This is a genomic window from Streptomyces sp. NPDC005648 (assembly GCF_040605395.1).
Taxonomy (GTDB): Bacteria; Actinomycetota; Actinomycetes; order Streptomycetales; family Streptomycetaceae; genus Streptomyces.
On record NZ_JBEXCS010000043.1, the window covers coordinates 38,286 to 63,241 of the forward strand.

The window sequence follows — 24,956 nt, forward strand, 5'->3', positions numbered from 1 at the left end:
CGTCCGCCGGGATCCGGCGGCTTCCCACGGCGGTTCGGTGCTCACACCGTGAACCGTCCGCCGTTGGCCAGCAGCACCGCGCCCACGAGGTTCGCCGCCTCCTCGCTCGCCAGGAACAGGGCGACGTCGGCGATCTCCTCCGGTGTCGCGTAAGGCCGTACCCGGCCGTCCGCGAAGCCCTGCCGCAGCGCCGCTGGCGTTCGCGCCGCCATGCCGGTCTCGGTCGGCCCGGGTGCCACCGTGTTGACGCGGACGCCGAACGCGATCGCCTCCTTGGCGACGGACTGGCTCAGGGCATGGGCCCCGGCCTTCGAGGCCGCGTAGTGCGGGTAGCCGACCAGGGTGTCGAAGGCCGAGGAGGAGCCGACGGTGACAACGGCCCCGCACCGGCGCGGCGCCATCACCCGCACGGCCGCGCGCAGCACATGGAAGGTGCCGTCGAGGTTGACGCGCATGACGCGGCGCCAGGCCTCGTCGCCGAGCCGCGCCGTCACCTCCGGCGGCCGGTCCGCGCGCAGCGCCTCCGCGATCCACTCCTTGGCGGCGGGGTCGTCGACGCCGGCCGCGTGCACGACGACGTCGAGCCGCCCGTGCCGCCGTACGGCCTCGTCGAACACCTCGTCGACCTGGGCCGGTTCGGCCACGTCGACGGTCAGGGGGTGCGCCCGCGGCAGCTCCTTGGCGACGGCCCGGGCCGCCTGGCCGTCGATGTCCGCCACGAGAACCCGGGCGCCCTGCGCGGCGAGTCGCCGGGCGGCCGCCGCGCCGATGCCGGATCCCGCGCCGGTGACGAGCGCCACCCGCCCGCCGAAGCGCCCCGTATGCTCACCGTCCATGTACGGTCACCACCTCCCGGCCGACTACTGAACTGACTTCATTTTTGTTAATGTCCTGGGTATGTCAACAGGCAGGACGAGAGCGGTCCGGCTGACCCGCTGGGGCGGTCCGCCGGAACTCACCGAGGTGCCCCGGCCGAGCCCGACGGGCGAAGAGGTCCTCATCGAGGTGGAGGCGGCAGGCCTGTGCCGGTCGGACCTCCACGTCATCGACGCACCCCCGGGCGCCCTTCCGTACCGGCTCCCGTTCACCCTCGGGCACGAGACCGCGGGCCGGGTGGTCGAGCGCGGTCCGCTCGCCACGGGCCCCGGGGTCGGCGAGCGCGTGGTCGTGTACGGCCCCTGGGGCTGCGGGAGTTGCGCGCGCTGCGCGGCGGGAGCCGACAACTACTGCGACCGGCGGGCGGCGCTGGACGCGGACCGCGTGGGGACCGGGGCGGGGCTCGGGCGGGACGGCGGGATGGCCGATCTGCTGCTCGTGCCGTCCGGGCGGCTGCTGGTGCCGGTGGGCGACCTGCCGGCCGTACAGGCGGCACCCCTGTCGGACGCCGGGCTCACGGCCTGTCACGCCATCGAAACGGTCCGGGGCGCCCTGGGCGAGGACGCCTGCGTGGTCGTCATCGGCGTCGGCGGCCTGGGGCATCTGGCGGTCCAGCTGCTGCGGGCCACGACGACCGCGCGGGTGCTGGCCGTGGACGTGCGCGAGGAGGCGCTCGCCCTGGCCGAGCGGTGCGGCGCGCACTTCGGCACCCTTCTGCGGCCCGGCACCGCGGCGGACCTGCGGAGCAGGACGGGCGGCGTGGGTGCGGCGGCCGTGCTCGACTTCGTCGGCGGCCGGTCCAGCCTGGAGCTGGCCGTGGACGTGCTGCGGCCGGGCGGGGAGCTGGCCGTGGTGGGCAGCGGCGGCGGAGAGCTGACGGTCCGCAAACCGGGCGCCCTGCCTCCCGGCACGCGGATCTCGCTGCCGTTCTGGGGAACCCTGCCCGAACTGCGGACGGTCGTCGCCCTGGCCCGCGACGGCGTCCTGCGGGTGGAGGTCGAGCAATTCCCGCTGTCGGAGGCACCGCAGGCCCTCGCGAGACTCCGTTCCGGCGAAGTGCGGGGGCGCGCGGTGCTGGTTCCCGACTGAAGTGCCGTATCCCGAGGGACCGGCGCGCACCCGCCGACACGGCCGGAACCAGTACCGCCCCACCTCGCGCCATCCACCCTCTCGACTCCAGAAGTGAGTTCAATTAGCGTCTTGTCCCACTCGGCGACACGAAGGCGGTGGGACCTGCTATGGATGCGGAGACAGTGGATCTTCTGGTGATAGGCGGCGGCATGGCCGGTCTCTCGGCCGCCGCGAGCGTGGCCGCCGAGGGCGGCACGGTGGTCCTGGTGGAGAAGGCGGAACGCACCGGCGGCTCCGCGCGCTTCGCCGGTTTCGTCTGGACGACCCCGACCATCGAGGAGATGCGCCGGGTCAACCCGGACGGCGACCCGGAGCTGGCCACCGCCCTGGTGGACGGGTTCGCCGACGGGGTGGCCTGGATCCGCTCGCTCGGCGTGGAGTGCCGCCCGCCGGTGCCCGTGCTCGGTTTCGGCCGGGGCCACCAGGTCGACACCAACCACTACCTCGACACCTGCGAACGGCTGATCCGCGACCGCGGCCAGGAGGTGCTGACCGACACCTGGACCCGCGCCCTGGTGGCGGACGACGGCGTGGTCAAGGGCGCGGAGTGCGTCCTGCCGGACGGATCGTTGCGCCGGATCGAGGCCACCTGGACGCTCCTCGCCACCGGCGGATTCCAGGGCGATCCGGACCTGCGCGCGGAGCACGTCCACCAGCAGGCCGCCGGCATCGGACTGCGGGCCAACCCGCACAGCCGGGGCGACGGCCTCGAGCTCGGCCGCTCGATGGGCGCCGCTTTCGGGAAGAAGGACGCGGGCTTCTACGGCCACCTGATGCCGGCGGGCGTCTCCCTGGCCGACCCCGCGCGCTTCGTCGACCTGGCGCTGTACTACAGTGAGCACGCCCTGCTCTTCGACACGACCGGCGAGCGCTTCGTCGACGAGACGATCGGGGACCATCTGACCGCGATGGCGCTGCTGGAACGGCCCGAGGCCCGCGGTCTGCTGGTCGCCGACGCGCGCGTGCACCGGGAGTGGATCAGCGCCTCCTACGTGGAGGGCATCCCCGGCGTGGACAAGTTCCAGCTGTGCCATCGCGCCGGCGCCCGCAGTGCGGTGGCCGACAGCCTGGAGGACTTCGCGTCGATGCCCGAGGAGTGGGGCTATCCCGGTGCCACGATCCGCGACCGGGTGGAGGAGTTCAACGCGGCCGTGCGCGCGAACGCCGCGACGGCACCCGGCCGGCTGCTGGACCGGCTCCCGCTCGACGAACCGCCTTTCTATGTCGTCGAGGCGGCCCCGGCGATCACGTTCACCTTCAGCGGTCTGCTGATCGACGCGGAGGCGCGCGTGCGGTCCGCGGACTCGGGCGGGGCCGGTCCGATCCCGGGGCTGCTGGCGGCGGGTGCCGACGCCGGCGGACTGTACCGGCGCGCCTACGCGGGCGGTCTCGCCCCGGCGCTGGTCTTCGGTCTGGCGGCGGCGCGGACCGCGCTCGCCGGGGCGCCGGCGAGCGCCTCCCGCTGAGCCCGTTCGGGCCGCCGTACACAAATCCCGTGCACGAGGGTTGCCCGCCGCGCACCGAAGTGCCTAGCTTACTGAATTGAGTTCACTTTAACTTCGCGGTCCGTGAGGTGATCATGCCGCTTGCATGCGTGGCGCGAACGCGCCCTTCCTCGGGGGAGGGACTATGAGTCAGTTCCTGCTTGTCCTGGTCAGCGGTCTGGCCAGTGGAGCCGTCTACGGCCTCATGGGCCTGGGGCTGGTCATCATCTACCGGGCCACGGACGTCGTGAACTTCGCGATGGCGTCGCTCGCGACACTGGGCCTGTACGTGGCGGTCTCACTGCACGACCGCGGTGTGGCCACGGTGCTCGGCATCCTCGCCGCCGTCGCCGTCACCGTCGCGGCGGGCCTGCTGGTCCGGGAGACGGTGATCCGGCCCCTGGGCCAGGGCCAGTTGTTCTCCGCGCTCGTCGTCACGATGGGCGTGTCCCTGATCGCCGAGAGCACCGCCGGATCGATCTGGGGCGACCAGCCCAAGGCCTTCCCCAGCCTGGTCGACGGGACGGTGCGCTGGTCGGGTGCCGCGCTGCCGGTGCAGAGTCTGGTCACGATCGGCGTGGCCGCCGTGGCGATGACCCTGGTCGGCTATCTGATCGCCCGCACCACGCTCGGCTCGGCCATGCGCGCCGTCGCCGAGTCCGCCGACACCGCCCGCGTGGTCGGACTGGGCGCCCAGCGTCTTGCACGCATCTCCTGGGCGCTCGGCCTGGGGCTGGCCGCGCTCGCCGCCTGTCTGTACGCGCCGCGCTCGGGCCTGGTGCCCACCGCGCTGGTCGCCCCGCTGTTCCGGGCTTTCGCCGGGATCTTCCTGGGTGGTCTGACCAGCATGTACGGGGCGGTCCTCGGCGGTCTGACGATCGGTGTCCTGGACAACCTGGCGGCCAACTACGTCTCCGCCAGCTTCCGGGACACCTTCGTGTTCACGTTCACCGTGCTGGTCCTGCTGATCCGTCCGCAGGGCATGTTCGGCACCCGCACCTTCCAACGGGTCTGAGGGGTCGTATCCATGGTCTTCAACCGTTCCCTCCTGGCCAAGGCCGCCCTGGGTCCGGCCGCCGGCGCGGTGCTGATGGTGTTCATGGCCTCCGGCGCGATCCCCGCGTACCAGATGTACTCCGTCGGGCTCGCGGCCGTGTACTCCGTCGTCGTGCTCTCGGTCGGCCTGCTCGCCGGCTGGTCCGGCATCTGGTCGGTGGGCCACCCCGCCTTCTTCGCCATCGGCGCCTACTTCGCGGCGTACGGCAGCGGCCACGACTGGCCCCTGGAAGCGGTGGTGCTCGGCGCCGTCGCGACCGGCGCCGTCCTGGGCGCCTTCCTCGGCTACGCGGGCGCCCGCTTCTCGGTGCTCTACATCGCCCTGCTGACCCTCGCCTTCACCATGGTCACCCTCGAACTGGTCAACCGCTGGAGCAGCGTGACCGGTGGCGACCAGGGAGTCCCGGTCGTCCAGCTGCGCAGCGCGCTCGGCCTTGGCACGATCCTCGGCGGCAGTACCGAGTCCCAGTACCTCGCGGTCGGGGCGGCCGCGGTGGTGCTTGCGCTGGCGGTGCCGGCCGCTGCCTCTGGGCTGCGAATGCGGCTCGTGGCCGCCAAGTCCCATCCCCTGGCCGCCCGTACGATCGGCATCGCCCCGGAGGCGCAGTCGTCGTTGTCCTTCGCCGTGAGCGCGGCCTGCACCTGCCTGGCGGGCGTGCTGCTCGGGCTGCTCACCGGCTTCGTCAGCCCCGACCCGTTCTCGCTGTCCTTCGGCATCTCGCTGATCGCGGCGTGTGTGCTCGGCGGGGTCGGCAGCATCCTCGGTGCCGTGGCCGGAGGGGTCTATCTGACGTGGAACCCCTCGCTGTCCTCCGCCGTGGGGCTGTCCCAGCCGGTGGTGCAGGGCCTCGTCCTGATCTGCGTGCTCCTCTTCCTGCCGGGTGGCGTCGTGCCGTTCCTCGGCAAACCCGCGCGCGGTGCCGTGCGACGCCTGCTGCGCCGACCGGACGCCCAACTCCCCCTGCCCGCCGAGGACTCGACCGCCCCCGCACCTCTCCGGCCGCCGACCGACGACTCCGTCCTGCTGCGCCTGGAGCACGTGTCGGTCTCCTACGGTGGACTCCAGGCCCTGGAGGACGCCTCCCTGACCCTGCGGCAGAACGAGATCCTGGCCGTCATCGGGCCCAACGGGGCAGGAAAGACCACCCTGTTGAACGCCCTGTCGGGGCTGACCGGCAACGGCCGGGTGAGCGGAACCGCAGACTTCGCCGGCCGGCCCCTGCTGCGGACGAGGGCGACCGCGCGGCGGCGGCTGGGCATCGGCCGTACGTTCCAGCACGCGGAGGTCTTCTCCGAACTCACCGTCGCCGAGAACGTGTTGTGCACCCGTCGCCGGATCACCGCCCGGGACCGGGCCGAGGTCGCGCGGCTGCTGCACTCCGTCGGCCTCGCGGAGGTGGCCGACCGCCGCCCCGGGGAGCTGCCGTTCGGCCTGCAGAAGCGCCTCGACCTCGCCCGCGCGATGGCGGAGGACCCGAAGCTCCTGGTGTTGGACGAGCCGTTCGGCGGCCTCGACGCGAGTGAACGCGCCCTGCTCGCCGGGCACATCAGGCGACTGCACGCCGGCGGCACCGCCGTGGTGGTCATCGACCACGTCCTCGACGACCTCTTCTCCGTCGCCCACCGGGTCCTCGCCTTCGACTTCGGCCGCACCATCGGTGAGGGAACCCCGGACACCGTGCTGCAGGACCCAAAGGTGCGCTCGTCGTACCTGGGAACGGTCGATGGCAGGACCCGACCGCCCGAGCACACCGGCGGACGCGGCATGATCCGCCTGCACGGCATCGGCCACACCTACGGCGGCGTGGTCGCCCTGCGCGACGTCGACCTCGACGTCCGCCAGGGGATCGTGCTCGGCGTCGCCGGAGCCAACGGTGCGGGCAAGAGCACCCTGGCCGGCATTCTGCACGGCTCCCTCGCCCCCGCGCACGGGGTCAGGGAGGCGGGCGCGGGCGTGCGCACCAGCCTGGCGCCCGAGGGGCGGGCCCTGTTCAAGACGCTGTCCCTGCGCGAGAACCTCGAGGTCGCCGCGTACGCGGGCGGTGTCACCGGCGCGCGACTGCGCGAGCGGCTGGAGGAGACCGTCGAGTGGCTGCCGGTGCGGCTGCGCGACCGGATGTCCGCGCCGGCCGGCGGCCTGTCCGGCGGCGAGCAGCAGATGCTGGCCATCGCGCGGGCCCTGATCGTCGGTCCGGACGTCCTGATCGTCGACGAACCTGCGCTCGGGCTGGCCCCCGCCCTGGTCGACGAGGTCTACGACCGGCTGACCGCGCTGGCCCGCGACGGCCTGACGGTCGTCCTGCTGGAGCAACTGCTCAGCCGGGCCCTGTCCGTCTGCCACGAGGTGGCCGTGCTGCACGAGGGCGTCGTCGCCGCCCACGGCCGGCCGGCCGATCCCGCGTTCGCCGCACAGGCGGAGGCGGCGTACTTCAGCGGCGGCCTCCAGGCCGCCCCGGACGCGGCGGCTGCCGCCCGGACCTCACGAGTGAACTGATTCCTGTAGCGAACGAGGTGGACCATGTTCCGGACCGTAAGAAAACTCCGCCGCGCCGCGGGAACGGCGGCCGTCCTGGCCGCGGTGGCGTTGACCGCCAACGCGTGTGCCGGCCAGGACTCCGCGGGATCCGCCGCGAGCTCGTCCGAGATACACATCGGCGCGTGGCTGCCGCTGACCGGCTCCACCGCCGCGTACGGCGTGCCCGAGAAGGCGGGTGCCGACGCCTACTTCAAGATGCTCAACGCCCAGGGAGGCGTCAACGGGCGCAAGATCCGGTGGACCGTCAAGGACAACGCGGCCGACCCGCAGCAGACCGTGCAGATCGCCCGTGAACTGGTCGGGCAGGACAAGGTCGTGGCCATCGTCAACGCGAACGGCACCTCACAGGCCGAGGCGGCCTTCCCGTTCGTCCTCAACCAGTCCAGGGTCCCGATCCTCAACGAGGTCGGCGGCGCCGAGAACTGGTACAAGCCGCCGCGCCCCGGCCTGTTCGGCACACAGACCCTCTACGAGGACCAGGCCGCGGCCGTCGCCGCGTGGGCCGTGCAGGACGGCGCGAAGAAGATCCTCGTGGTGCACAGCGACCCGGCCGCGTTCGTGAACGTCGCCAAGCAGGTGGAGCCCGTCGCGAAGAAGGTGGATCCCTCGGTCGAGGTCGACCGGCTGCCGGTCAAGTACCAGACCACCGACTACACGCCGGTGATCAGCAAGGTGAAGGCGGCGAAACCCCAGGCGGTGATCCTGGTCCTCACCTCGCCGGAGGCGGCGGCCTTCGTCAAGGAGGCCAAGCTGCAGGGGCTTTCGCTGCCCACCTACGCCTACGCCCCCGTCGCCGCCGAGTCGACCATCGCGCTGGCCAAGGACGCCGCCGAGGGCCTCAAGGCGGTGCAGCTGGTGAAGGCGCCCTCGGACCCCGATCCGGCGGTGAAGGAGTTCCGTACCGCGATGGCGAAGTACGAACCCGGTCAGGACGCCGGGTTCCTCGCCCTGTGGGGCTGGAGCAACGCGAAGGTGTTCGCCCAGATCGCGAAGACCGTCAAGGGGCCGGTCACGTCCCAGGCCCTCATCGCCGCGTACCAGAAGGCGTCCTCGGTGGATCCGGGGGTGTCGCCGGTGATGAAATTCGGTGCCGACGACCATCTCGGCACCCGCAGCGTGCAACGCGTGGTCGTCAAGAACGGCGTCTGGACCTCCGTCGGCTCCTTCTACACCCCTCCCACCCGCGACTGAGCCTGCCGCCCGCCACGAACGCCGTGTCCCCACCGGGGACACGGCGTCTCATGCCGGCCGTACGCCCACCGCATGAGCACTGCGGCACCGGTCCCAGCCGTCGCCTGCCCGCAGGTCACCTAAGGGGTGCATGGCCTAGCTCGCGTCGCCGCGTTCCGGACCCGCGGAGCTCGCCCACGGCGTCGAGCAGGTGCAGTCGTCCGTGCCAAGGTGCGGCCTGTTGGACGAAGGCGGTCGTCCAGGCGAGGTCGTCGCTGACCACGGATGCGGCGAGGCTGCCCCTGCCGCGTGCGATCAGGTCTGTGGCACATGGACCGCCCTCGTCTTCGAGGACAGCGGCTGGACCTACGCCGAGAGGACCCGCAGTACGCCGCACCGCCGTTGCTGCAGCGCATGGTGGAGGCAGGGCTGCTCGGCCGGAAGTCGGGCCGCGGCTTCCACGACTACGCACCCGTCCTCGCGCCCTGAACCCGCTCATCCCCCGAAAGGCCACCGACATGTACCGGGCCGGGAACGAGCGCCGAGGCCTGCGTCCTCACATCCCGGTCATACCGCCGCCTGTCAGTCCCGGAGCGAGCGCCGGGACCCAGAAGACGGCGACGGCCAGGGCGATCGAGACGACCCCCACAGCACGGGCCACCAAGCGGCCGGCCGGAGCCAGCTTCTCGGTGGTGATCACGGCGGTCAGGGCCACCATGGCCCACAGGTTCATCACGCCGAAGGCCGCCAGCAGCACCATGAGCGACCAGCAGCAGCCCAGGCAGAACGCCCCGTGGTGAGCTCCCGCGCGCAGATCGCGCGAGGGCCCCGGGTAGGAGGTGTAGCGCAGCATCAGCCCGATCGGCGAACGGCATCTCGCCAGGCAGCGGTCTTTGAGTGGCGTGAGCTGGTAGACGCCGTTGATCGCGAACACGGCCGCGGCCAAGGCGGTGCCCGCGGCGGAGGGCAGGTCCGCCGCCCGTTCCAGACCGACGGCCAGCCCGTACACCGGCAGCCCGGCCGCGGCCCAGACAAGCAGGTAGCCGACGGTGAAGACGACCATGCGCGGTGCCCGGCGCACGTTGATGGTGCGTGCGTACAGTGCGGCGACGGGCGTGGTGGCGGGCAGCATCATCGCGGCCATCATCAGCGTCCACACGGCCAGGAAGGCGAGCAGCCCCAGGCCCATGGTCCCCGGCATCGCCTGCACACCGCCCCAGCCCGTCACCACCCAGACCCAGGCAGCGGCCGCCACGACCAGCAGCAATCCGGCTGGACCCGCCCCACGCCCCACGGTGACCGGCCGACCGGTCACGCCGACCACGTGAAGGGCGCCGCGTGTCCGTTGCCGCCGGCGAAGTCCCACGACCGGCCGTACACGCCGTCACCCGTCGCCCGGGTGGAGCGGGCAATGGTCAGCGTGCTGTTCACCGGATGGAACATGCCGGTCAGGCTCATGACCGGCCCGTCCTCGCCGAACTGCGGGGCAATCTGGTCCACGATCTCGATGTCGATGGCGTCGCCCACTCGCGCGGCGTGGTGACGGCCGTCGTCGCGGTAGTCGATGGGAACGCGCTCCACACCGAGAACCTCGCCGATGAGCGGGGTGAGCGCCGCCATCGGCCCGCCGGCCTGACCGGAGAAGACCTTCCCCAGCGCATCCGCCTGCCCGTCGTCGGCCCCGCCGTCGAGGTACAGCGCCACCTGCCAGCCGCCCTCGGCCATCACCCGGGGCGCGTCGATGAAGACGGCCACGCTGCGGTCGGACACGTCCACGCCGTCCACGTTCCCGCTGTCCACGTGGAACGCGAGGGTCACCTGGCAGCGCTCGTGGTCGGCCGGTGCGGTGAGTCCCGAGGTGGTGCAGGGGCACACCACGTCACAGTTGCAGCTCTCCAGATACGTACCGTTCAGATTCCAGGGCATGGCTCGTCGCCTCCCTCTTCACGTCCCCCCGGTGGGAAGATGCATCGGAAGGTCCGTCCGTCCCGGTGCCGCTTTCTTCCAGGCTAGTCCGCCAAGGGCACTACGGTGCTCCTGTACGACGACACATTCAGCGTCACCCTGCCGCGCGGCGACCACCACGCCCGGCCTCAGCGCGCGCACTACTCCACGGCGCTGGAATTGCCGAAACCTCGCCGACCACCGCACCGAGGACCGTAGGTTCAGATCTTGATGACATACGAATACATCATCAAAACGCCGTAGAAAGTTCCTATTTACGACACTCTTATGTGACTTCAACTACCTGCCTATGCATAGTGAAGGCCGGAAGATCGTGACTCGGCACTTGAACGGGTGTGCGTATGTGGGAGCGAGTCCTGGCAGTCGGAGCCCATCCCGATGACATCGAGTTCGGCTGCGGAGGTGCCCTGTTACGCCACGCGGCGGCGGGTGCCTCCCTCACTCTGTTGGTGATGAGCGATGGTGCCCGCGGCGGCGACACAACGGTACGCGCAAGCGAACAGGCGCGGGCCGGGCAACTCCTCGGCGCAAAAGTGATCCTGCTCAACCTGCCCGACGCTCACCTTGGCCGACCGCACGAACTCATTGATCTCATAGAGCCGGAGGTCTCCGCCAGCGCACCGGACTTGGTATACACACATCTCCCGGCAGATATGCACCAGGATCATGTGCAGACGCATCAGGCAGTACGCGTGGCGACCCGGAATGTAGCGAACGTCCTCCTCTTCGAATCCCCGAATTCACCGAAACTCGAAACCGGAATCGGCGTCAACATCAGTTCCGTGATTCAGCAGAAGATCGAACTGCTGGCCGTTCACGCTTCACAGGTGAGCAAGCGCAGGGCATTACAAGCCGAATCGGTGCGCTCCAAAGCCCACGGGCACGGACTGGCGATCGGTTGCGATTACGCCGAGATGTTCCACCCGTTGCGGTTCACATTGCCGTTCGAGAGACTCACATGACACACAATGGGAATGTGGCCCGGCTCACCGAACCCGTCACCGTGCAAGTACGTCACACAGAGGAGCTCAGCGAAAAAGAGCTCCATGAGCTGCGGAAGATGCTCGTAGAGGTATTCGGCGCTCGGTACGACGACAATGCATGGGACCACTGCTTGGGAGGCATCCATTACCTCCTGCGCTACGGTGACAAGCTCGTCGCTCATGGCGCCCTGGTGCCACGTTACATGCGGCAGGGCGACCGAGTGCTGCGCGGTATGTACGGGGAGTCCATGGCCACTCTGGACGACTGGTGTCACCGCGGATTCGGCAGCACTATCGTAGCCATGGCCACTGCTGAGATTCGGCTGAACTACGATATCGGGGTGTTCGCTGCCAGCAAGTACTCGTTCTACGAGCGGCTGGGCTGGGACAAATGGCGTGGGCAGACCTTCGTCGAGACCGAGCACGGAATCGAGGCCAGAGGGCCGGATCGAGGCGCCGTGATGTTCCGGCTCCCCAGACATAGCACCGTTGACCCCGACGGGGATCTCATCACCAACCTGCGGAGCGGAGATCCGTGGTGAACTCTCACATATTCGTGCGGCACTCATGACAGTGATGGACGTTGTGGGAAATCTTCTAGCCGACCTCATCTGGTCAGTACTGGCACTCGGCTTCGGATATTTGCTTCTGCGTCGGCAGACCCGCGGGCTGGCACACCTTCTGGGTGCCGCGGGTGACCGCCGCTTGTTGATCGTCCTTCCGGATATCCAGGTGCAGAGCGGCGGGACGGTAGGCGGCTACCGGCGAGACGGGTTCGTCGGCAACGTCGTGTCCCGCCGGGAGTTCGAGGCTGCCGTCGCTCTGCGTGATTCCCTGACCGATCCACTTGTCCGACTGGTACGTCCGCGTACGCCGGTGCAGCCGTCCGGCAGAATCGGTGCCGCCGGCCCCGTGGAAGGTACGGAATTCTGCCCACCCAGCAGCAGCCTCGCCGCCGCGTTCGAAGCTGAGGATCCCTTCTCGCACCTGCCCAGCCAGGTGGCAGGACGGAGCTTGGTGCTCATCGGAGGTCCCGTCTACAACCACCTCACAGAGCTTGGCTTCCAACACCCCGCCGCCCAGGCGGTACCCGAGCAACAAGGGGGCGACGGTGAATGGGGTTTACGGGTCAGGACTGGGCCTCTGAACGGACAGTTCTTCGCAGGACGCAACAGCGCTCCCGATACGGAGATCGCCACCATCCAGTCCTTCTCCACACAGACTTCGGGGCCGAAGATCACCATCTGTGCCGGCAGCAGCGACGTCGCGACACAGGCCAGCGTCGCCTTTCTGCTGGCCAACTGGCGACGCATCGCGCGCAGGTGCAGGCAGCGCCCCTACGCCTTCCTCCTTCACGTCGACACCCACAGCGGCCAAGCCCGGCTGCAGACCGGCATCGTTGAAGGACAGCCGTTCATCCTCTGAGCGGATGAGTGTGCGGACCAGTGCGGCCCGCCGGGCCGGCGGTCGTGGGCGGCTCCCTTCGACCACCTGCCGAACGTGTGCGGCGACGGCGCAAATGCGATGTTCCCGGCGGGGATCTGATCGTCTCCCCGCTTGCGGACACCAGATCTCAATAGGATCTCGGATCTGTCGGGCAGCCGCCCTACGCTGCACCCCGTCCGCGCTGTCTGGGAGAAGCATGACAAGCAGATTCACCGAGTTGACCGTGGACTGCGATGATCCAGAGAGGCTGGCGGCCTTCTGGTGCGAGGTCCTGGACTTCAAGGTGATCGACCGGAGCGAGAGCAAGGTCGAGATCGGTTCCTGGGTGCATCGAGTTCGACGTCGTACGCAGCTTGGCACCGCGGGAGCAGCCACTCCGGAGAGACCTCTGCGGCTATCCCGAGCAGTTCAGCGTGACGGACGCTCAGCGCCTTGTCTCGTACCTGGTCAGGATCACGCCGCCGGGAAACGTCCGCGTCTCCACCAGGTTCAGGTTCACCCAGCTGTCCAGCGCGGCGAAGAACGGCGTGCCGGCGCCCACCAGGACCGGCGCGGTGGCCAGCACATACTCGTCGATCAGCCCGGCCCGCATGGCCGCCCCGGCGAGCGTCGCGCCGCCGATGTCCATGGGGCCGCCGTCCTCGGCCTTGAGCCGGGTGATCTCCGCGACCGCGTCGCCGGTGACGAGGCGGGTGTTCCAGTCGACCTTGTCGGTCGTCGAGGAGAACACCACCTTCGCCATGTCCCGCCAGCGATGCGCGAACTCGATCTCCGCCGGGGTGGCGTCGGGCTGCTCGTCGGCGGTCGGCCAGTGCGAACTCATCGTCCGCCACAGCTTGCCCCCGTAGAGCGACAGGTCGGTCGCCCGCAACTGATCGGACCAGAACTGGAACAGCTCGTCGCTCGGCAGGCTCCAGCCGATGTCGTCGCCCGGGGCGGCGATGTAGCCGTCCAGGGACAGGTTCATGCCGTAGATCAGCTTCCGCATGGCGCCAGCCTTCCGTGAGTTGTTGTCCCGGGTACAGACCTGTGCGGCACACGAAAATCATCGGCAGCGCGGTCTGAGCTTGCGGCACCAGAACGCCGCGAACGGTAAACGACACGCTTTCCTGACGCCGGTGCCGCGTAGAACACCCGCTTCACTTCGATCGCGGGAACGCGGCTGGGGAAGGCCCTGGGTGCGGTATCGCGATGTCCCAGGTCTCTCGGGAGCCGCGAATGCCGCCGTCCGTGTCCTTGAACGGGAGCGATTGTCTCCGGGCATCGTGGCAGTGGCGCTGAGCGTGTGGTCCGTGCGCGTCCACGGCACCAAGCGCCCATGGAGGCAGTGGGAAGCTGAGTTCACCTGCCCGTGCTGCGGCGAGGGGTGGGCCCGGGACATGCTTCAAGACGTTCTGTTCATGCTTCCGCCAAGGGCTGCCGGCGAACTCCGGGTGCAGGTGGATCGCCTGGACGAGATTCTCCTCGGGAGAACACATCACGAGCCGCTGGCAGACCCGGAGTTGGGGTGGTGGCATCGCAGGTCCTGACCGCACCCACCTCGCCCGCGTCCGTTTCCGCAGGCCGCACGGAGCACCCTGAACATCCGCCAGACACCGGGTCCCGCCGGTGCTCCGCGAAGCGACGGCGCCCGTCCGGTCAGTCGGCCGCGGAGGTTTCCGCGGAGACCGAGGACGACCGGCGCACACGCAGGACGAACCCGGCGCTCTCGCAGCGGCCGGGGAGATCCCGGAAGTCCCCCATGTCCATGCGGGCGCGCAGGAGCGCCACCGCTCTGCGGGCGATCGACGCGCGCTGCGGGTCGACGGTGGTCAGGGGCGGTGAGGCGAAGCGGGCCGCCTCGATGTCGTCGAAGCCCGCCAGGGCCACGTCGTCCGGGACGGAGACGCCGCTTCTGGCCAGGACCGACAGGGCGCCGATGGCGACCACGTCGTTGTAGCAGAACAGGGCGTCGAAGCGGACTCGGGTGCGCAGCAGGCGGGCCACGGCACCGGCGCCGGAGGACCACAGGTCGGCGTTGTCCACGCCGATCACCAGCGAGTCGTCGTAGGCGACCCCGGCGTCCGCCAGTGCTCTGCGGTAGCCGTTCAGACGTCGGCCGCCGGCGCGTGGTGCCGCCTGTTCGCACAGGGCGGCGACGCGGCGTCGGCCCTGGGCGAGCAGATGGCTGACGGCGGCGTGAGTGCCTTGCTCGTCGGCGATCTCGACGTAGTCCAGATGCATCCCGGCCGCCTGAGGGGGGCGTTCGCCGAGGACGACGGTGGGCTGGGTGAGGGGCAGGGGTAGATACTCCTCGGGTGTGAGGGCCTGCGGTACGTAGATGACCCCGTCCACGAGTTCCTTGTGGGAGGTGGACAGGACGGCTCGTTCCCGTTCGGCGTCTCCGCGCGTGGTCTCGACGACCACTTTCAGCCCCTGGGTCTCGGGAGCCCGGATGACCTGTTCGGCCAGCTCCGCGTTGAACGGCTGGTAGACGTTCGGGAGGACCAGCGCGATGGTGCCGGTGCGTTGCGAGCGCAGGCCGCGGGCGAAGGGGTTTATCCGGTAGCCGAGTTCCTCGACGGCCTCCCGGACGCGGTGTTCCGTCTCCGGGCTGAAGGAGCCGGTACCGTTGATGACGTTGGAAACCGTCTTCGTGGAGACGCCCGCCTTTTCGGCCACGGTACGCATGGTCACGCTCCGCCCCATGCGGCCATCCCTCCCAACGTCGATTCGCGGACGGTCAGTTGGTGGTCGGCGACGATCAGTCGGCCGGAATCCCGGTCCACCGTACCGTTCATGCGGTCGTTCAACAGAGACAGGGCTTCCCGGGCGATCTGGGCCCTGCCGGGGGCGAGGGAGGTGAGCGGCGGGTAGGTGTACCGGGCGTCGTCCGTGTCGTCGAACCCTGCGACGGCCACCTCGGCCGGGACTCTCAGACCCGCTTCCTGCAGGGTGTGCAGGGCGCCCAGTGCCAACGCGTCCGCGAAGGCGATCACGGCGTCGAACGGGATGTTGCGCTCTATCAGCCGGCGCATGCCCGTGGCTCCTTCCTGGCGGTTCCAGTGGGGGGTCCCCACTTCGAGGACCAGGTCGGGGACGTAGGGCAGACCGGCGTCGCGCAGCCCGTCGCGGTACCCCTCCAGGCGCAGATGGGCGGCGGCCCGCTCGGGCCCCCCGCTGTGATCGGCGCCGAGGGCCGCGATCCGGGTGTATCCCAGCGAGGCCACGTGCCCGACAAGGGCCCGGACGCCTTCCCGGTTGGCCATGGCGACCCGGTCGACGGGCGCGTCGTAGGCACGTTCGGAGATGAACACCGTCGGCACGGTCCGTGCCACGGTCAGGGCCTGTTCGTCCGACAGCCCCACCGGGTACATCAGCAGCCCGCCCAGGTGCGGACCGTGCTCCCGCACCAGCGCCAGTTCGGCGTCGGCGTCTCCTTCGGTGAGTTCGATCAGCACGGTGAGCCCGTGACGCTCCGCCTCCCGCATGATCTCCTCCGCGAGCGAGGAGAAGTAGGGCTGGGACAGGTACGGCAGGGCGAGTCCGACGAGGTCGATCCGGCCGGTGCGCAGGTTGCGGGCGACGGAGTTGGGCCGGAAGTCCAGCTCGGCGATGGCTGCGTCGACCTTTCGCCGGGTCTGTTCGCTGACGTTGGGCTCGCCGTTGACCACCCGGGAGACCGTCTTCAGTGACACCCCGGCCCGCTGGGCCACTTCATGCATCGTGGACATGTCCGCACCCTAGGCCTCGGCCGGGGCGGGACAGCGCAGGCCCGCGCACTCTGCCTCGGTGAGCGGCAGCACCGACCCGTGTCGGAGTCCCGGAGGCAGGACGCAGAACTCCGGGTCGGTCGCGGGAAGCCACACGGAACTGTCCAGGTGGTCGGCCCGGAAGGGCACGTAGCCACGGCCGAGGAACTCGTCCAGCAACAGCAGCCAGCCCCGTCCGTCGGGTGCCGGAAGCACGATCGGCCCCTCGGCGTGCGCCAGGCCCGGTTGTTCCTCGGTGCCGCGTCCCACGCCCTGCGCCACAAAGTCGTAGTCCTGGGCGGGCAGGTCCCGGGAGCGCTCGACGAAGACGAACTTGGCGTGGGGGGCGTCCGGTGTGCCGGGTGGGCGCTCGTCCTTGGTGAAGCGGTAGAACCAGCCGTCGTGTTCCACGACGGTGGAGTCGATGACGGGGAAGCCCTTGTCCACCCACACGCGTGGGTTGCCGAACGTGCGGAAGTCCTTGGTGGTCGCGCAGTACATCCGCTGGTACGAGGGACTCTCGTGCCGCGGGTCGTCGTCCGGGTAGACGGTGGAGGCCCAGAACACCAGGTACTCCCCCCGGTCGGGGTCGTACACGGCTTCGGGCGCCCAGACGCATCCGGCCCGCTCCGGCATGACCTCGACCCGGTGCGGCCCGTCCCAGCCGCGCAGGTCGGCCGAACTCCACACCAGCAGGTTGCGGCTGCCGTGGGCGATCGCCTGTTCCCAGCCCTCGCTGCCATGGATGCGCAGGTCGGTGGCGAGCAGATGGAACCCGCTACCGTCCGCGGCCCGTACCAGGAACGGATCCCGCGCACCGCCGCCAGGGGGCGCGAGCGGGGAAATGCCCGTGAGTTCCGTCCAGCGGTCCATGCGGGGGCTGTCGCAGAGCGAGAAGCGGATCCGCTCGCCGTCGGCACGGTGTTCGCCTGCGAAGTGGGCGAAGAGGTAGCCGGCGGGCCGTGCGGCTCCCGCACCGAGGGCCGGCTGTGCCGTGCCTGCGGCTGGGTGCTCGCGGTGGGGGTTCTGAGGCACTGGGGCTGGTCTCCTCGTCTGTGGGGGTGGGGCAGGGCGAGCTTCGCATCGCTGATTCATCGTTGTCAAAGAGCGAGAACTCCGATGACGCGGGAGGGAGCTCGTTGCGTGCCGACCGAAGCTTGGAGAATGCGACAAAGACAGACGCTCTGAACTGCTGAGACAGAGGATTGAGTGGGGCTACTCGAAGGCGCCCCTGGATTTCGGTCCGGCAAAAGGCGGACAGAAGAGGCTTGACGACGATGTACTTGCCGGACATCCTGATCCCGCTTCCCCAGCCGTAACATCCGGTTAACCCGGTTGCGGCGTACGTTTCCCGACGAAGCCGGCGCTCGCCGGCAGAAGTAGGTCGTCATGGCCTCCCTTGCCCCCGCCCCGGCACCCCTGTACGAGGACCCCGTCCACGCGGGCCCGACCGATCCCGTCGTGCAATACGACGGCCGACAGTGGTGGATGTTCTACACACAGCGCCGCTCCGACGTGGCCGCCCCCGGCGTCGCCTGGGTGCACGGCACCGCCATCGGCGTCGCGACCAGCACGGACGGCCGCGACTGGCTCTACCGCGGCGTGCTGGACAGCCTCTCGTTCGAACCCGGAACCAACACCTTCTGGGCCCCGGAGATCGTGCGGGCGCCCGACGGGTTGTTCCACATGTACGTCAGCTACATCCGAGGCGTACCGGACCGCTGGGAGGGACACGACCGCCGCATCCTGCACTACACCAGCGGCGACCTGTGGCACTGGGTCCACGCCGGGCCGGTGTCGCTCAGCTCGTCCCAGGTCATCGACGCCTGCGTCCACCCGCTGCCCGACGGCCGGGGCTGGCGCATGTGGTACAAGGACGAGGCCCACGGCTCGCACACCTGGGCCGCCGATTCGCCCGACCTGTACGACTGGCGGGTCCGGGGCCCGGTGCTGGAGCACAGGCCGCACGAGGGGCCCAACGTCTTCGCGCTGGACGGCCGCTACTGGATGGTCGTGGACTGCTGGGACGGCCAGGACGTGTTCCATTCCGCCGACCTCGACGACTGGAGCCCGGCGGGCCGCATTCTCGACGGCTCCGGCACCCGCGAGGACGACCAGGGCGTCGGACACCACGCCGACGTCGTCGCGGGACCCGACGCGGCCTGGATCTTCTACTTCACCCACCCCGACCGGGACCCGGAATCCCCGGACAGCCAAGGACCGGCACAGCGCCGCTCCGTGGTGCAGCTGGCCCGGCTCACCACCCAGGGCGACCGGCTGCTGCTCGACCGCGACACCGTTGCGTTCCACACCCTGCCCCGGCCCTGACACCTCCGCTCCCGCCCCGACACCTCCGCCCCGGCCTTGAGACCACCGGCCGCCCCTGCCCCGGCATCAGGCCCCCGGTCCTGGCACCCCACCCCGCTCCGCCACGGAGCCCCCGGCTGACACCGACCCGCCCCCCGAGCTCACCACACCCAACGCCTCCCCACGCGCTCCCCCGAAAGGAACCACCATGCCCATCAACCACATCGACAACAGCACCCCCCAGCTCAGCAGACGACGCTTCGTGCAGGGCAGCCTCCTGGCCGCCGTCCTCGGCGGCACCGCACTGGGCACCTCCGCCTGCTCCACCAGCACCGCGGCGAGCGGTGGCGGGGGCAAGGGCGCCGTGTCCTTCTTCTCCTGGGACACGCAGACCGTCATGAAGCCGGTGCTGGACCTGTTCACCAAGCAGACCGGCACCTCGGTCTCCTTCTCCTACGCCCCTCCGGTGCCGCAGTACGTCTCCACCCTGCAGACCCGTCTGCAGGCCCACACAGGCGCCGACGTCTTCATCCTCACGGCCGAGGACAAGCAGCTGGTCGGCGGCGGCTTCGTGAAGGACCTGACCGGCCAGAAGTTCCTGGAGCCCATGAACTCCGCCAACAAGGACTTCATGACCGTCGACGGCAAGGTGTACGGACTGTCGATCTCCTCCTGGGCCGGCGGGATCATGTACAACAAGGAACTGCTCGCCAAGGTCGGCGCGGACAAGCTGCCGGACAGCTGGGACGGCTTCCTGAAGCTGTGCGCGAAGCTCAAGGACAAGGGGATCACCCCCTACTACGACGCCGCGCACGACGGCAACTTCATGGCGCTGTGGGGCCTGCTCGGTGGGTACTTCGACAGCCAGGGCAGCTTCCCCGACGCCGACATCTTCGCGGGCAAGGCCACCTTCGCCGACACCTGGACCGAACCGCTGGTCGCCTACTGCAAGCTGTACACCGAGAAGCTGACGCCCAAGGCGGTGCTGGGTCTCACCGGCGACCAGGTGGTCAGCGAGTTCGCCAACGGACGGGTTGCCATGTTCGGCGCCGGCACCTGGAACGTGCCCACGGTGCAGAAGAGCGCCCCGAACCTGTCCTTCCAGACCGAGGCCATCCCCGGCACCACCCCGGGCAGCAGCTACTGGACCGGTGCCGCCAGCCCCGGCTACGCGATCAACCCCAAGGCCAAGAACCCCGAGGCCGCACTGAAGTTCCTCCAGTTCCTGGCGAGCCCCGACGCCGTGAAGGCGTACGGCAAGTCCAGCGGAGCGATCACCACCACCAGCAACTACACGCCGAGCTTCGCCGCGGCAATCACCAACCAGGCCCTCGGCGCCCGCTCCGGCAAGATCTACCTGCCCGTCGTCGCCTGGCCGCGCCACTCCAACGAGCTCATCAGTGAGTTCAACACCCAGATGCAGCAGATGGTCCAGGGGTCGGTCAAGCCCAAGGACATCCCCGCCGCGCTGGACAAGAAGCTCAAGCAGCTCGACGCGAAGTAAGCGGGAAGCGACAGCCCTCATGGCCATACAGACCTCCGACCTCCCCACCCGGACACGCGCCGGCACCGTGCCCGGTGGCAGCCGCCCCGGCCGCCATCGCCGGCTGCGCGAGCAGCTGACCACACAGGCGTTCCTGGTGCCGATCGCCGTCGTGCTGGTGGTGCTGTTCCTGGTGCCGCTCGCCGAGTCGGTGTACTACAGCTTCACCGACTACAGCGGCTCCTCACCGACCCGGCACCTGGTCGGACTGCGCAACTACCGGCAGATCTTCACCGACCCCTCGGTGCTGACCGGCCTGGGCTTCACCCTGCTGTACGCGGTGGCAACCACGCTGATCGTGACCGTCCTGGCCATCCCGCTCGCGGTGATCCTCAACCGCCGCTTCCCCGGCCGGAGTCTGGTCCGTGCGGCGTTCTTCTTCCCCGCCGTACCCAGCATGGCGATCCTCGGCCTGGTGTGGACGTTCGTCCTGTCGCCCCTGTCCTCCGGGGTGATCAACTCCGTACTGGGCAGCCTCTTCGGAGTCGGCCCGGTGCCGTGGCTGTCGGACAACACGCTGGCAAAGGTATCGGTGATCGTGGTCGGGGTCTGGGCCCAGACCGGCTGGCACGCTGTTCTCTACCTCGCCTACCTGCAGTCGGTTCCCCGGGACTACTACGAGGCCGCCACCATCGACGGGGCAACGCCCCGGCAGCAGTTCTTCCGCATCACGCTGCCGCTGCTCGCGCCGGCCATGACGGTCAGCCAGTTCCTGCTGCTCATCAACGGCCTCAGGGTGTACGACCTGCCGTTCACCCTGACCAACGGTGGCCCCGGCTACGACACCTACACCATCACCCAGGTACTCGTACAACGCGGTATCGCCGAGGGCGACTACGGGCTCGGTGCCGCCCTGGGCGTGATCTTCCTGATGGCGGTCGCCGCCGTGCTGTCCCTGCAGCTGTCGGTGACCCGCAGGCTGGAAAGGAGGTTCCGGTGACGGCGATCCTCTCCCGGCTGCGTACCCGGGGCTGGCTCACCAGCGCCTACATGCTGCCCCTCTCCGCGGTGATGGCGCTGCCCTTCTACTACGTCCTCGTCAACACCCTCAAGACGCAGGCGCAGACCACCGGTTCGCCACTGGCGCTGCCGACCTCACCGGACTTCTCCACCTACCGGCGCGTTCTGAACCAGGTCCCCGTCGCGGCGGCCTTCGCGAACACCCTCTACGTCACCGTGTTCTCGGTGGCCCTGATGGTGCTGATCGGCGCCATGGCCGCCTACGCCCTGACGATCCGTCCGACCAGGTTCAACCGGCGCTTCGGCAAACTCCTGCTGCTCGCGTTCGTCGTGCCCACCCAGTCCACGCTCATCCCCGTCTACCAGATCTTCGTCAAACTGGGCCTGGTCAACAGCCTCAACGGCCTCGTCCTGGTCTACAGCGCCGGATCGATCTTCTGCTGGTTCGTCATCCAGGGCTATATGGCCACCCTGCCGTTCGAGGTCATCGAGGCCGCCCGGCTGGACGGCTGCGGCCCATGGCAGATCTTCTGGCGGATCGTACTGCCGCTGATCCGGCCCATCCTAGCCACCGTCGCGGTGTTCCAGACCATGTGGATCTGGAACGACTTCTTCACCCCCAACGTGTACCTCAGCGACCCGGGCAAGAGCACGATCGTGCTGGAGGTCTACACCTCGGTCGGGCAGTTCCAGGTCGACTGGCCGGCCTTCCTGACCCTCAGCGTCATGGCCCTGGTCCCCATGGTGGTCTTCTTCGTCGCGGTCCAGCGGCACATCATGTCCGGCCTGCTCAGCGGCGCCGTCAAGGGCTGAACCCCGCCCCGCCCAGGCGACCGCCGCCCCCTCCCCCAGATCGACCGGTGCGTTCGACGCGCCCTCTCCCCGCATCGCCCGGCACGGCGTGCGCACCGGTCCGCTCCACCTCACACATCCGCTCCGTTCGAAGAGGAACGCAATGCGAAGATGGCCACGCCGCCTCCTGGCGGCCCTGGGCAGCGCGGCAGCCGCGCTGGGACTGGTGATCCTCCCCAGCACGGTTGCCCACGCGGCGACCTGCACCACGTACTACATCTCGTCGTCGTCCGGCAGCGACAGCAACGACGGATGCAGCACCAGCACCCCCTGGAAGACGCTCACGAACGTCAACGCGACGACGTTCACGGCCGGCAACCAGATCCTGTTCCAGGCCGGCGGCTCCTGGACCGGCGAACTCCAGCCCCAGGGATCCGGCGCCTCCGGCAACCAGATCACGATCTCCAGCTACGGATCCGGTGCCGCTCCCATCCTCAACGGAGGGGGCGCCGCGGCCACCATCTACCTCAAGGACCAGCAGTACTGGACCGTCCAGAACCTGGAGATCACCAACCCGGCCGCCAGCGCCGCCCTGCGCAGCGGCATCCAGCTGGAGAACGACACCACCGGCATCCTCGCCGGAATCCACATCCTGAACAACAACATCCATGACGTGAAGGGCTACTGGGCCAACGTCCAGAACCCCGTGCAGCCGAGCCAGTCCTCCGGCATCGCCTTCGACGTCACCGACAACAACACCACCAGCGGCTGGGACGACGTCCAGATCAGCAACAACACGCTGACGCACGACGACGCCGGCGGCATCTACATCGGCTCGCTCGTCGGCCTGAACCACAACATCAACACCACCAACGTCGTCATCGACGGCAACACGCTCACCGACATGGGCGGCAACGACATCGTCTGCGTCTTCTGCGCCTCACCGCTCATCCAGAACAACGTCGCCACGGACAACGGCTACCGCTACTCCGGCGCCGGCCTGTGGAACGGGTGGACCACCAACGCGGTGTTCCAGAACAACGAGGTCTCCCGCCAGTACCGCAACTTCGTCGACGGCCAGGCCTTCGACATCGACAACAACAACACCGGCACCGTCATCCAGTACAACTGGAGCCACGACAACCCCTTCGGCTTCACGGAATGGTGCTGCCGCAGCGGCTTCGGCGCCAAGACCTCGGTGATCCGCTACAACATCAGCCAGAACGACGGCGCGTCCAACGCGGTCTTCCCCGGCATGGGCGGCGTCGACAGCAGCACCACCGCCCAGGTGTACAACAACACGATCTACATGGGCGAGGGCGACAACGGCTGGGTGACCGGCGGCACCCCCAACAGCACGGTCACCTTCTCGAACAACATCGTCTACAAGCTGGGCACCGGCGGCTACTCCACCACCAGAACGACGTGGACCCACAACCTGTTCTACGGCAACCACCCCGCCAGTGAACCGGCCGACTCGGCGAAGATCACCGCCGACCCGCTGTTCGTGAACCCGGGCGCAGGCGGAACGGGCCGAGCCTCCGCGGCGGTCTACAAACTGCGCAGCGGCTCCCCCGCCCTCGGCGCCGGCGCGGTCATTTCCTCCAACGGCGGCCAGGACTACTTCGGCAACTCCGTCTCCGCCACCGCCGCGCCCAACATCGGTGCCTACAACGGCCCGGCCGTCTCCGGACCCACGGCCCACGCGGGCGCGTACTGGCCGCTCGAGGAGAGCTCCGGTACCGCGACCGCCGACCTGACCGGCGGCGCCAACAACGGCACGCTGCAGGCAGGGGCCTCCTGGACGACCGGCACGGTCGGCACGGGCGCGCTCAGCCTGACCGGCGCGAGCAACTCCTGGGTGGACATCCCCACCACCGCCCTCGACACCAGCGGCAGCTACACGGTCTCCGCGTGGGTGAAGCCGAACAGCCTCACCGGCAACCAGACCTACGCGAGCATCGACGGCGCGAACATCAGCCCCTTCTACCTCCAGTTGTCGGGCGGCACCTTCGCCTTCACCGTCCGCAGCGCCGACTCGACCAGCGCCACCTACAAGCAGGTCACCGGGGGCACCCCCACCACCGGCACCTGGTACCACCTGACCGGCGTGTACGACAACAGCGCGCACACCATCGCGTTGTACGTCAACGGCCAGCTCCAGGGCACCACGGCGTTCTCCGCACCGTGGAAGGCCACCGGCCACACCACGATCGGCCGGGCCAAGTGGAACGGCGCCAACGTCGACTTCGCCAACGCTGCCGTCGACGACGTACGCATGATCCCCCGGGCGATCACCGCCCGCGAGGCGTACGCCCTCGGCACCGGCGCCGCCGGCTACTACCAGCTCGACGAGGGCAGCGGCCACACCGTCACCAACCTGCTCGGCAACACCGACGACGGCTACACCGAGGGCAACACCACCTGGGCGGGCAGCGGCAAGATCGGCAGCGACTCGCTCAGCCTCGACGGCACCGCCGTCACCATGGCGGTCGTCCCTTCCTCGGTGATCGACACCAGCCAGAGCTACACGGTCGGCGCCTGGGTGAAGCTCAACTCCGTCAGCGGCAACAACCAGACCTTCGCCAGCCTCGTCGGCGGCAAGGTCAGCCCCTTCTACCTGCAGCTGTCAGGAGGCAAGTTCACCTTCGTCACCCGGGCCTCCGACGCGAACGCGTCCGCGGCCACGACCGTGACAGCCGGCTCCGCGGCGACGACGGGCACCTGGTACCACGTCCTCGGCGTATACGACAGCAGCGCCCAGACGATCTCGCTGTACCTCAACGGCACCCTCCAGGGCAGCACGTCGTTCACCTCCCCCTGGAAGGCGATCGGCGCGACCCTCATCGGCGCCGGTACCTACAACCAGGGACCGGTGGACTTCACCAACGGCCAGATCGACGACGTCCACTTCTACAACCGGGTGCTCAGCACCGCTGAGATCCAGACCCTCGCCGCCGGCTGAGCAGGCGGCGA

21 protein-coding genes and 1 pseudogene are annotated in these 24,956 nt (G+C 69.4%); 15 read left to right on the top strand and 7 right to left on the bottom strand.

Translation table 11 applies throughout. The features are described from left to right. Nucleotides 1–41: 41 nt before the first annotated feature. Nucleotides 42–836, bottom strand: coding sequence for an SDR family oxidoreductase (locus ABZT17_RS24095; protein WP_356351644.1), 795 nt, complete (start codon nt 834–836; stop codon nt 42–44). A 61-nt stretch (nt 837–897) separates the two neighbouring features. On the opposite strand from ABZT17_RS24095, the gene ABZT17_RS24100 reads away from it, so the two are divergent. The 6 genes from ABZT17_RS24100 (at nt 898) to ABZT17_RS24125 (ending at nt 8,742) form a co-directional block, all read left to right on the top strand. Continuing rightward, a complete protein-coding gene (locus ABZT17_RS24100; RefSeq protein ID WP_356351645.1) occupies nt 898–1,965 on the top strand; it encodes an NAD(P)-dependent alcohol dehydrogenase in 1,068 nt (355 codons plus the stop codon). A gap of 149 nt (nt 1,966–2,114) precedes the next feature. After that, nucleotides 2,115–3,473 (top strand): FAD-dependent oxidoreductase, encoded by a 1,359-nt coding sequence (locus ABZT17_RS24105; RefSeq protein WP_356351646.1) that lies wholly within the window; start codon nt 2,115–2,117, stop codon nt 3,471–3,473. 163 nt (nt 3,474–3,636) lie between these two features. Next, on the top strand, nt 3,637–4,506 hold the full coding sequence (locus ABZT17_RS24110) for a branched-chain amino acid ABC transporter permease (protein ID WP_356351647.1): 870 nt from the start codon (nt 3,637–3,639) through the stop codon (nt 4,504–4,506). A gap of 12 nt (nt 4,507–4,518) precedes the next feature. Next, a complete protein-coding gene (locus ABZT17_RS24115) occupies nt 4,519–7,041 on the top strand; it encodes an ATP-binding cassette domain-containing protein (protein WP_356351648.1) in 2,523 nt (840 codons plus the stop codon). Between the two features lie 24 nt (nt 7,042–7,065). Beyond that, nucleotides 7,066–8,274, top strand: a complete 1,209-nt coding sequence (locus ABZT17_RS24120) for an ABC transporter substrate-binding protein (protein WP_356351649.1) — start codon at nt 7,066–7,068, stop codon at nt 8,272–8,274. Between the two features lie 264 nt (nt 8,275–8,538). After that, nucleotides 8,539–8,742 carry a 3-hydroxyacyl-CoA dehydrogenase family protein gene (locus ABZT17_RS24125; RefSeq protein WP_356351650.1) on the top strand — a complete coding sequence of 68 codons (204 nt, stop codon included), beginning with the start codon at nt 8,539–8,541 and terminating at the stop codon, nt 8,740–8,742. A 67-nt stretch (nt 8,743–8,809) separates the two neighbouring features. Here ABZT17_RS24125 and ABZT17_RS24130 read toward each other — a convergent pair whose 3' ends face one another. Together ABZT17_RS24130 and ABZT17_RS24135 are read right to left on the bottom strand one after the other, a co-directional pair. Continuing rightward, on the bottom strand, nt 8,810–9,568 hold the full coding sequence (locus ABZT17_RS24130) for a DUF2182 domain-containing protein (protein ID WP_356351651.1): 759 nt from the start codon (nt 9,566–9,568) through the stop codon (nt 8,810–8,812). Beyond that, nucleotides 9,565–10,179 (bottom strand): DUF1326 domain-containing protein, encoded by a 615-nt coding sequence (locus tag ABZT17_RS24135; RefSeq protein ID WP_356351652.1) that lies wholly within the window; start codon nt 10,177–10,179, stop codon nt 9,565–9,567. The genes ABZT17_RS24130 and ABZT17_RS24135 overlap by 4 nt, the downstream gene beginning before the upstream one ends. Nucleotides 10,180–10,559: 380 nt before the next feature. On the opposite strand from ABZT17_RS24135, the gene ABZT17_RS24140 reads away from it, so the two are divergent. The 4 genes and pseudogenes from ABZT17_RS24140 to ABZT17_RS24155 form a co-directional block, all read left to right on the top strand. Next, entirely contained in the window at nt 10,560–11,180 is a 621-nt protein-coding gene (locus tag ABZT17_RS24140; RefSeq protein WP_356351653.1) for a PIG-L deacetylase family protein, read from the top strand. A 14-nt stretch (nt 11,181–11,194) separates the two neighbouring features. Then, nucleotides 11,195–11,743 carry a GNAT family N-acetyltransferase gene (locus tag ABZT17_RS24145; RefSeq protein WP_356351654.1) on the top strand — a complete coding sequence of 183 codons (549 nt, stop codon included), beginning with the start codon at nt 11,195–11,197 and terminating at the stop codon, nt 11,741–11,743. A 34-nt stretch (nt 11,744–11,777) separates the two neighbouring features. After that, complete coding sequence (locus ABZT17_RS24150; RefSeq protein ID WP_356351655.1) at nt 11,778–12,626, top strand: hypothetical protein; 849 nt, start codon at nt 11,778–11,780, stop codon at nt 12,624–12,626. Nucleotides 12,627–12,843: 217 nt separating this feature from the next. Next, a pseudogene (locus ABZT17_RS24155) lies at nt 12,844–12,972 on the top strand (VOC family protein); the annotation flags it as partial. A gap of 99 nt (nt 12,973–13,071) precedes the next feature. Here the strand turns inward: ABZT17_RS24155 and ABZT17_RS24160 are convergent. The 4 genes from ABZT17_RS24160 to ABZT17_RS24175 all read right to left on the bottom strand — a co-directional run bounded on the left by ABZT17_RS24160 (nt 13,072) and on the right by ABZT17_RS24175 (nt 17,413). Next, nucleotides 13,072–13,635, bottom strand: coding sequence for a dihydrofolate reductase family protein (locus ABZT17_RS24160; protein WP_356351656.1), 564 nt, complete (start codon nt 13,633–13,635; stop codon nt 13,072–13,074). A gap of 650 nt (nt 13,636–14,285) precedes the next feature. Continuing rightward, on the bottom strand, nt 14,286–15,317 hold the full coding sequence (locus tag ABZT17_RS24165) for a LacI family DNA-binding transcriptional regulator (RefSeq protein ID WP_356351674.1): 1,032 nt from the start codon (nt 15,315–15,317) through the stop codon (nt 14,286–14,288). Between the two features lie 2 nt (nt 15,318–15,319). Beyond that, nucleotides 15,320–16,360, bottom strand: coding sequence for a LacI family DNA-binding transcriptional regulator (locus tag ABZT17_RS24170; RefSeq protein WP_356351657.1), 1,041 nt, complete (start codon nt 16,358–16,360; stop codon nt 15,320–15,322). Nucleotides 16,361–16,369: 9 nt separating this feature from the next. After that, nucleotides 16,370–17,413 (bottom strand): glycoside hydrolase family 43 protein, encoded by a 1,044-nt coding sequence (locus ABZT17_RS24175; protein ID WP_356351658.1) that lies wholly within the window; start codon nt 17,411–17,413, stop codon nt 16,370–16,372. 354 nt (nt 17,414–17,767) lie between these two features. On the opposite strand from ABZT17_RS24175, the gene ABZT17_RS24180 reads away from it, so the two are divergent. The 5 genes from ABZT17_RS24180 to ABZT17_RS24200 all read left to right on the top strand — a co-directional run bounded on the left by ABZT17_RS24180 (nt 17,768) and on the right by ABZT17_RS24200 (nt 24,945). Next, nucleotides 17,768–18,706, top strand: coding sequence for a glycosyl hydrolase (locus ABZT17_RS24180; RefSeq protein ID WP_356351659.1), 939 nt, complete (start codon nt 17,768–17,770; stop codon nt 18,704–18,706). Between the two features lie 187 nt (nt 18,707–18,893). After that, a complete protein-coding gene (locus tag ABZT17_RS24185; RefSeq protein WP_356351660.1) occupies nt 18,894–20,189 on the top strand; it encodes an extracellular solute-binding protein in 1,296 nt (431 codons plus the stop codon). A gap of 19 nt (nt 20,190–20,208) precedes the next feature. Next, nucleotides 20,209–21,168, top strand: a complete 960-nt coding sequence (locus tag ABZT17_RS24190; protein WP_356351661.1) for a sugar ABC transporter permease — start codon at nt 20,209–20,211, stop codon at nt 21,166–21,168. Beyond that, nucleotides 21,165–22,001 carry a carbohydrate ABC transporter permease gene (locus ABZT17_RS24195; RefSeq protein ID WP_356351662.1) on the top strand — a complete coding sequence of 279 codons (837 nt, stop codon included), beginning with the start codon at nt 21,165–21,167 and terminating at the stop codon, nt 21,999–22,001. The genes ABZT17_RS24190 and ABZT17_RS24195 overlap by 4 nt, the downstream gene beginning before the upstream one ends. Nucleotides 22,002–22,143: 142 nt before the next feature. Beyond that, entirely contained in the window at nt 22,144–24,945 is a 2,802-nt protein-coding gene (locus ABZT17_RS24200) for a LamG-like jellyroll fold domain-containing protein (protein WP_356351663.1), read from the top strand. The last annotated feature ends 11 nt before the right edge of the window (nt 24,946–24,956 follow it).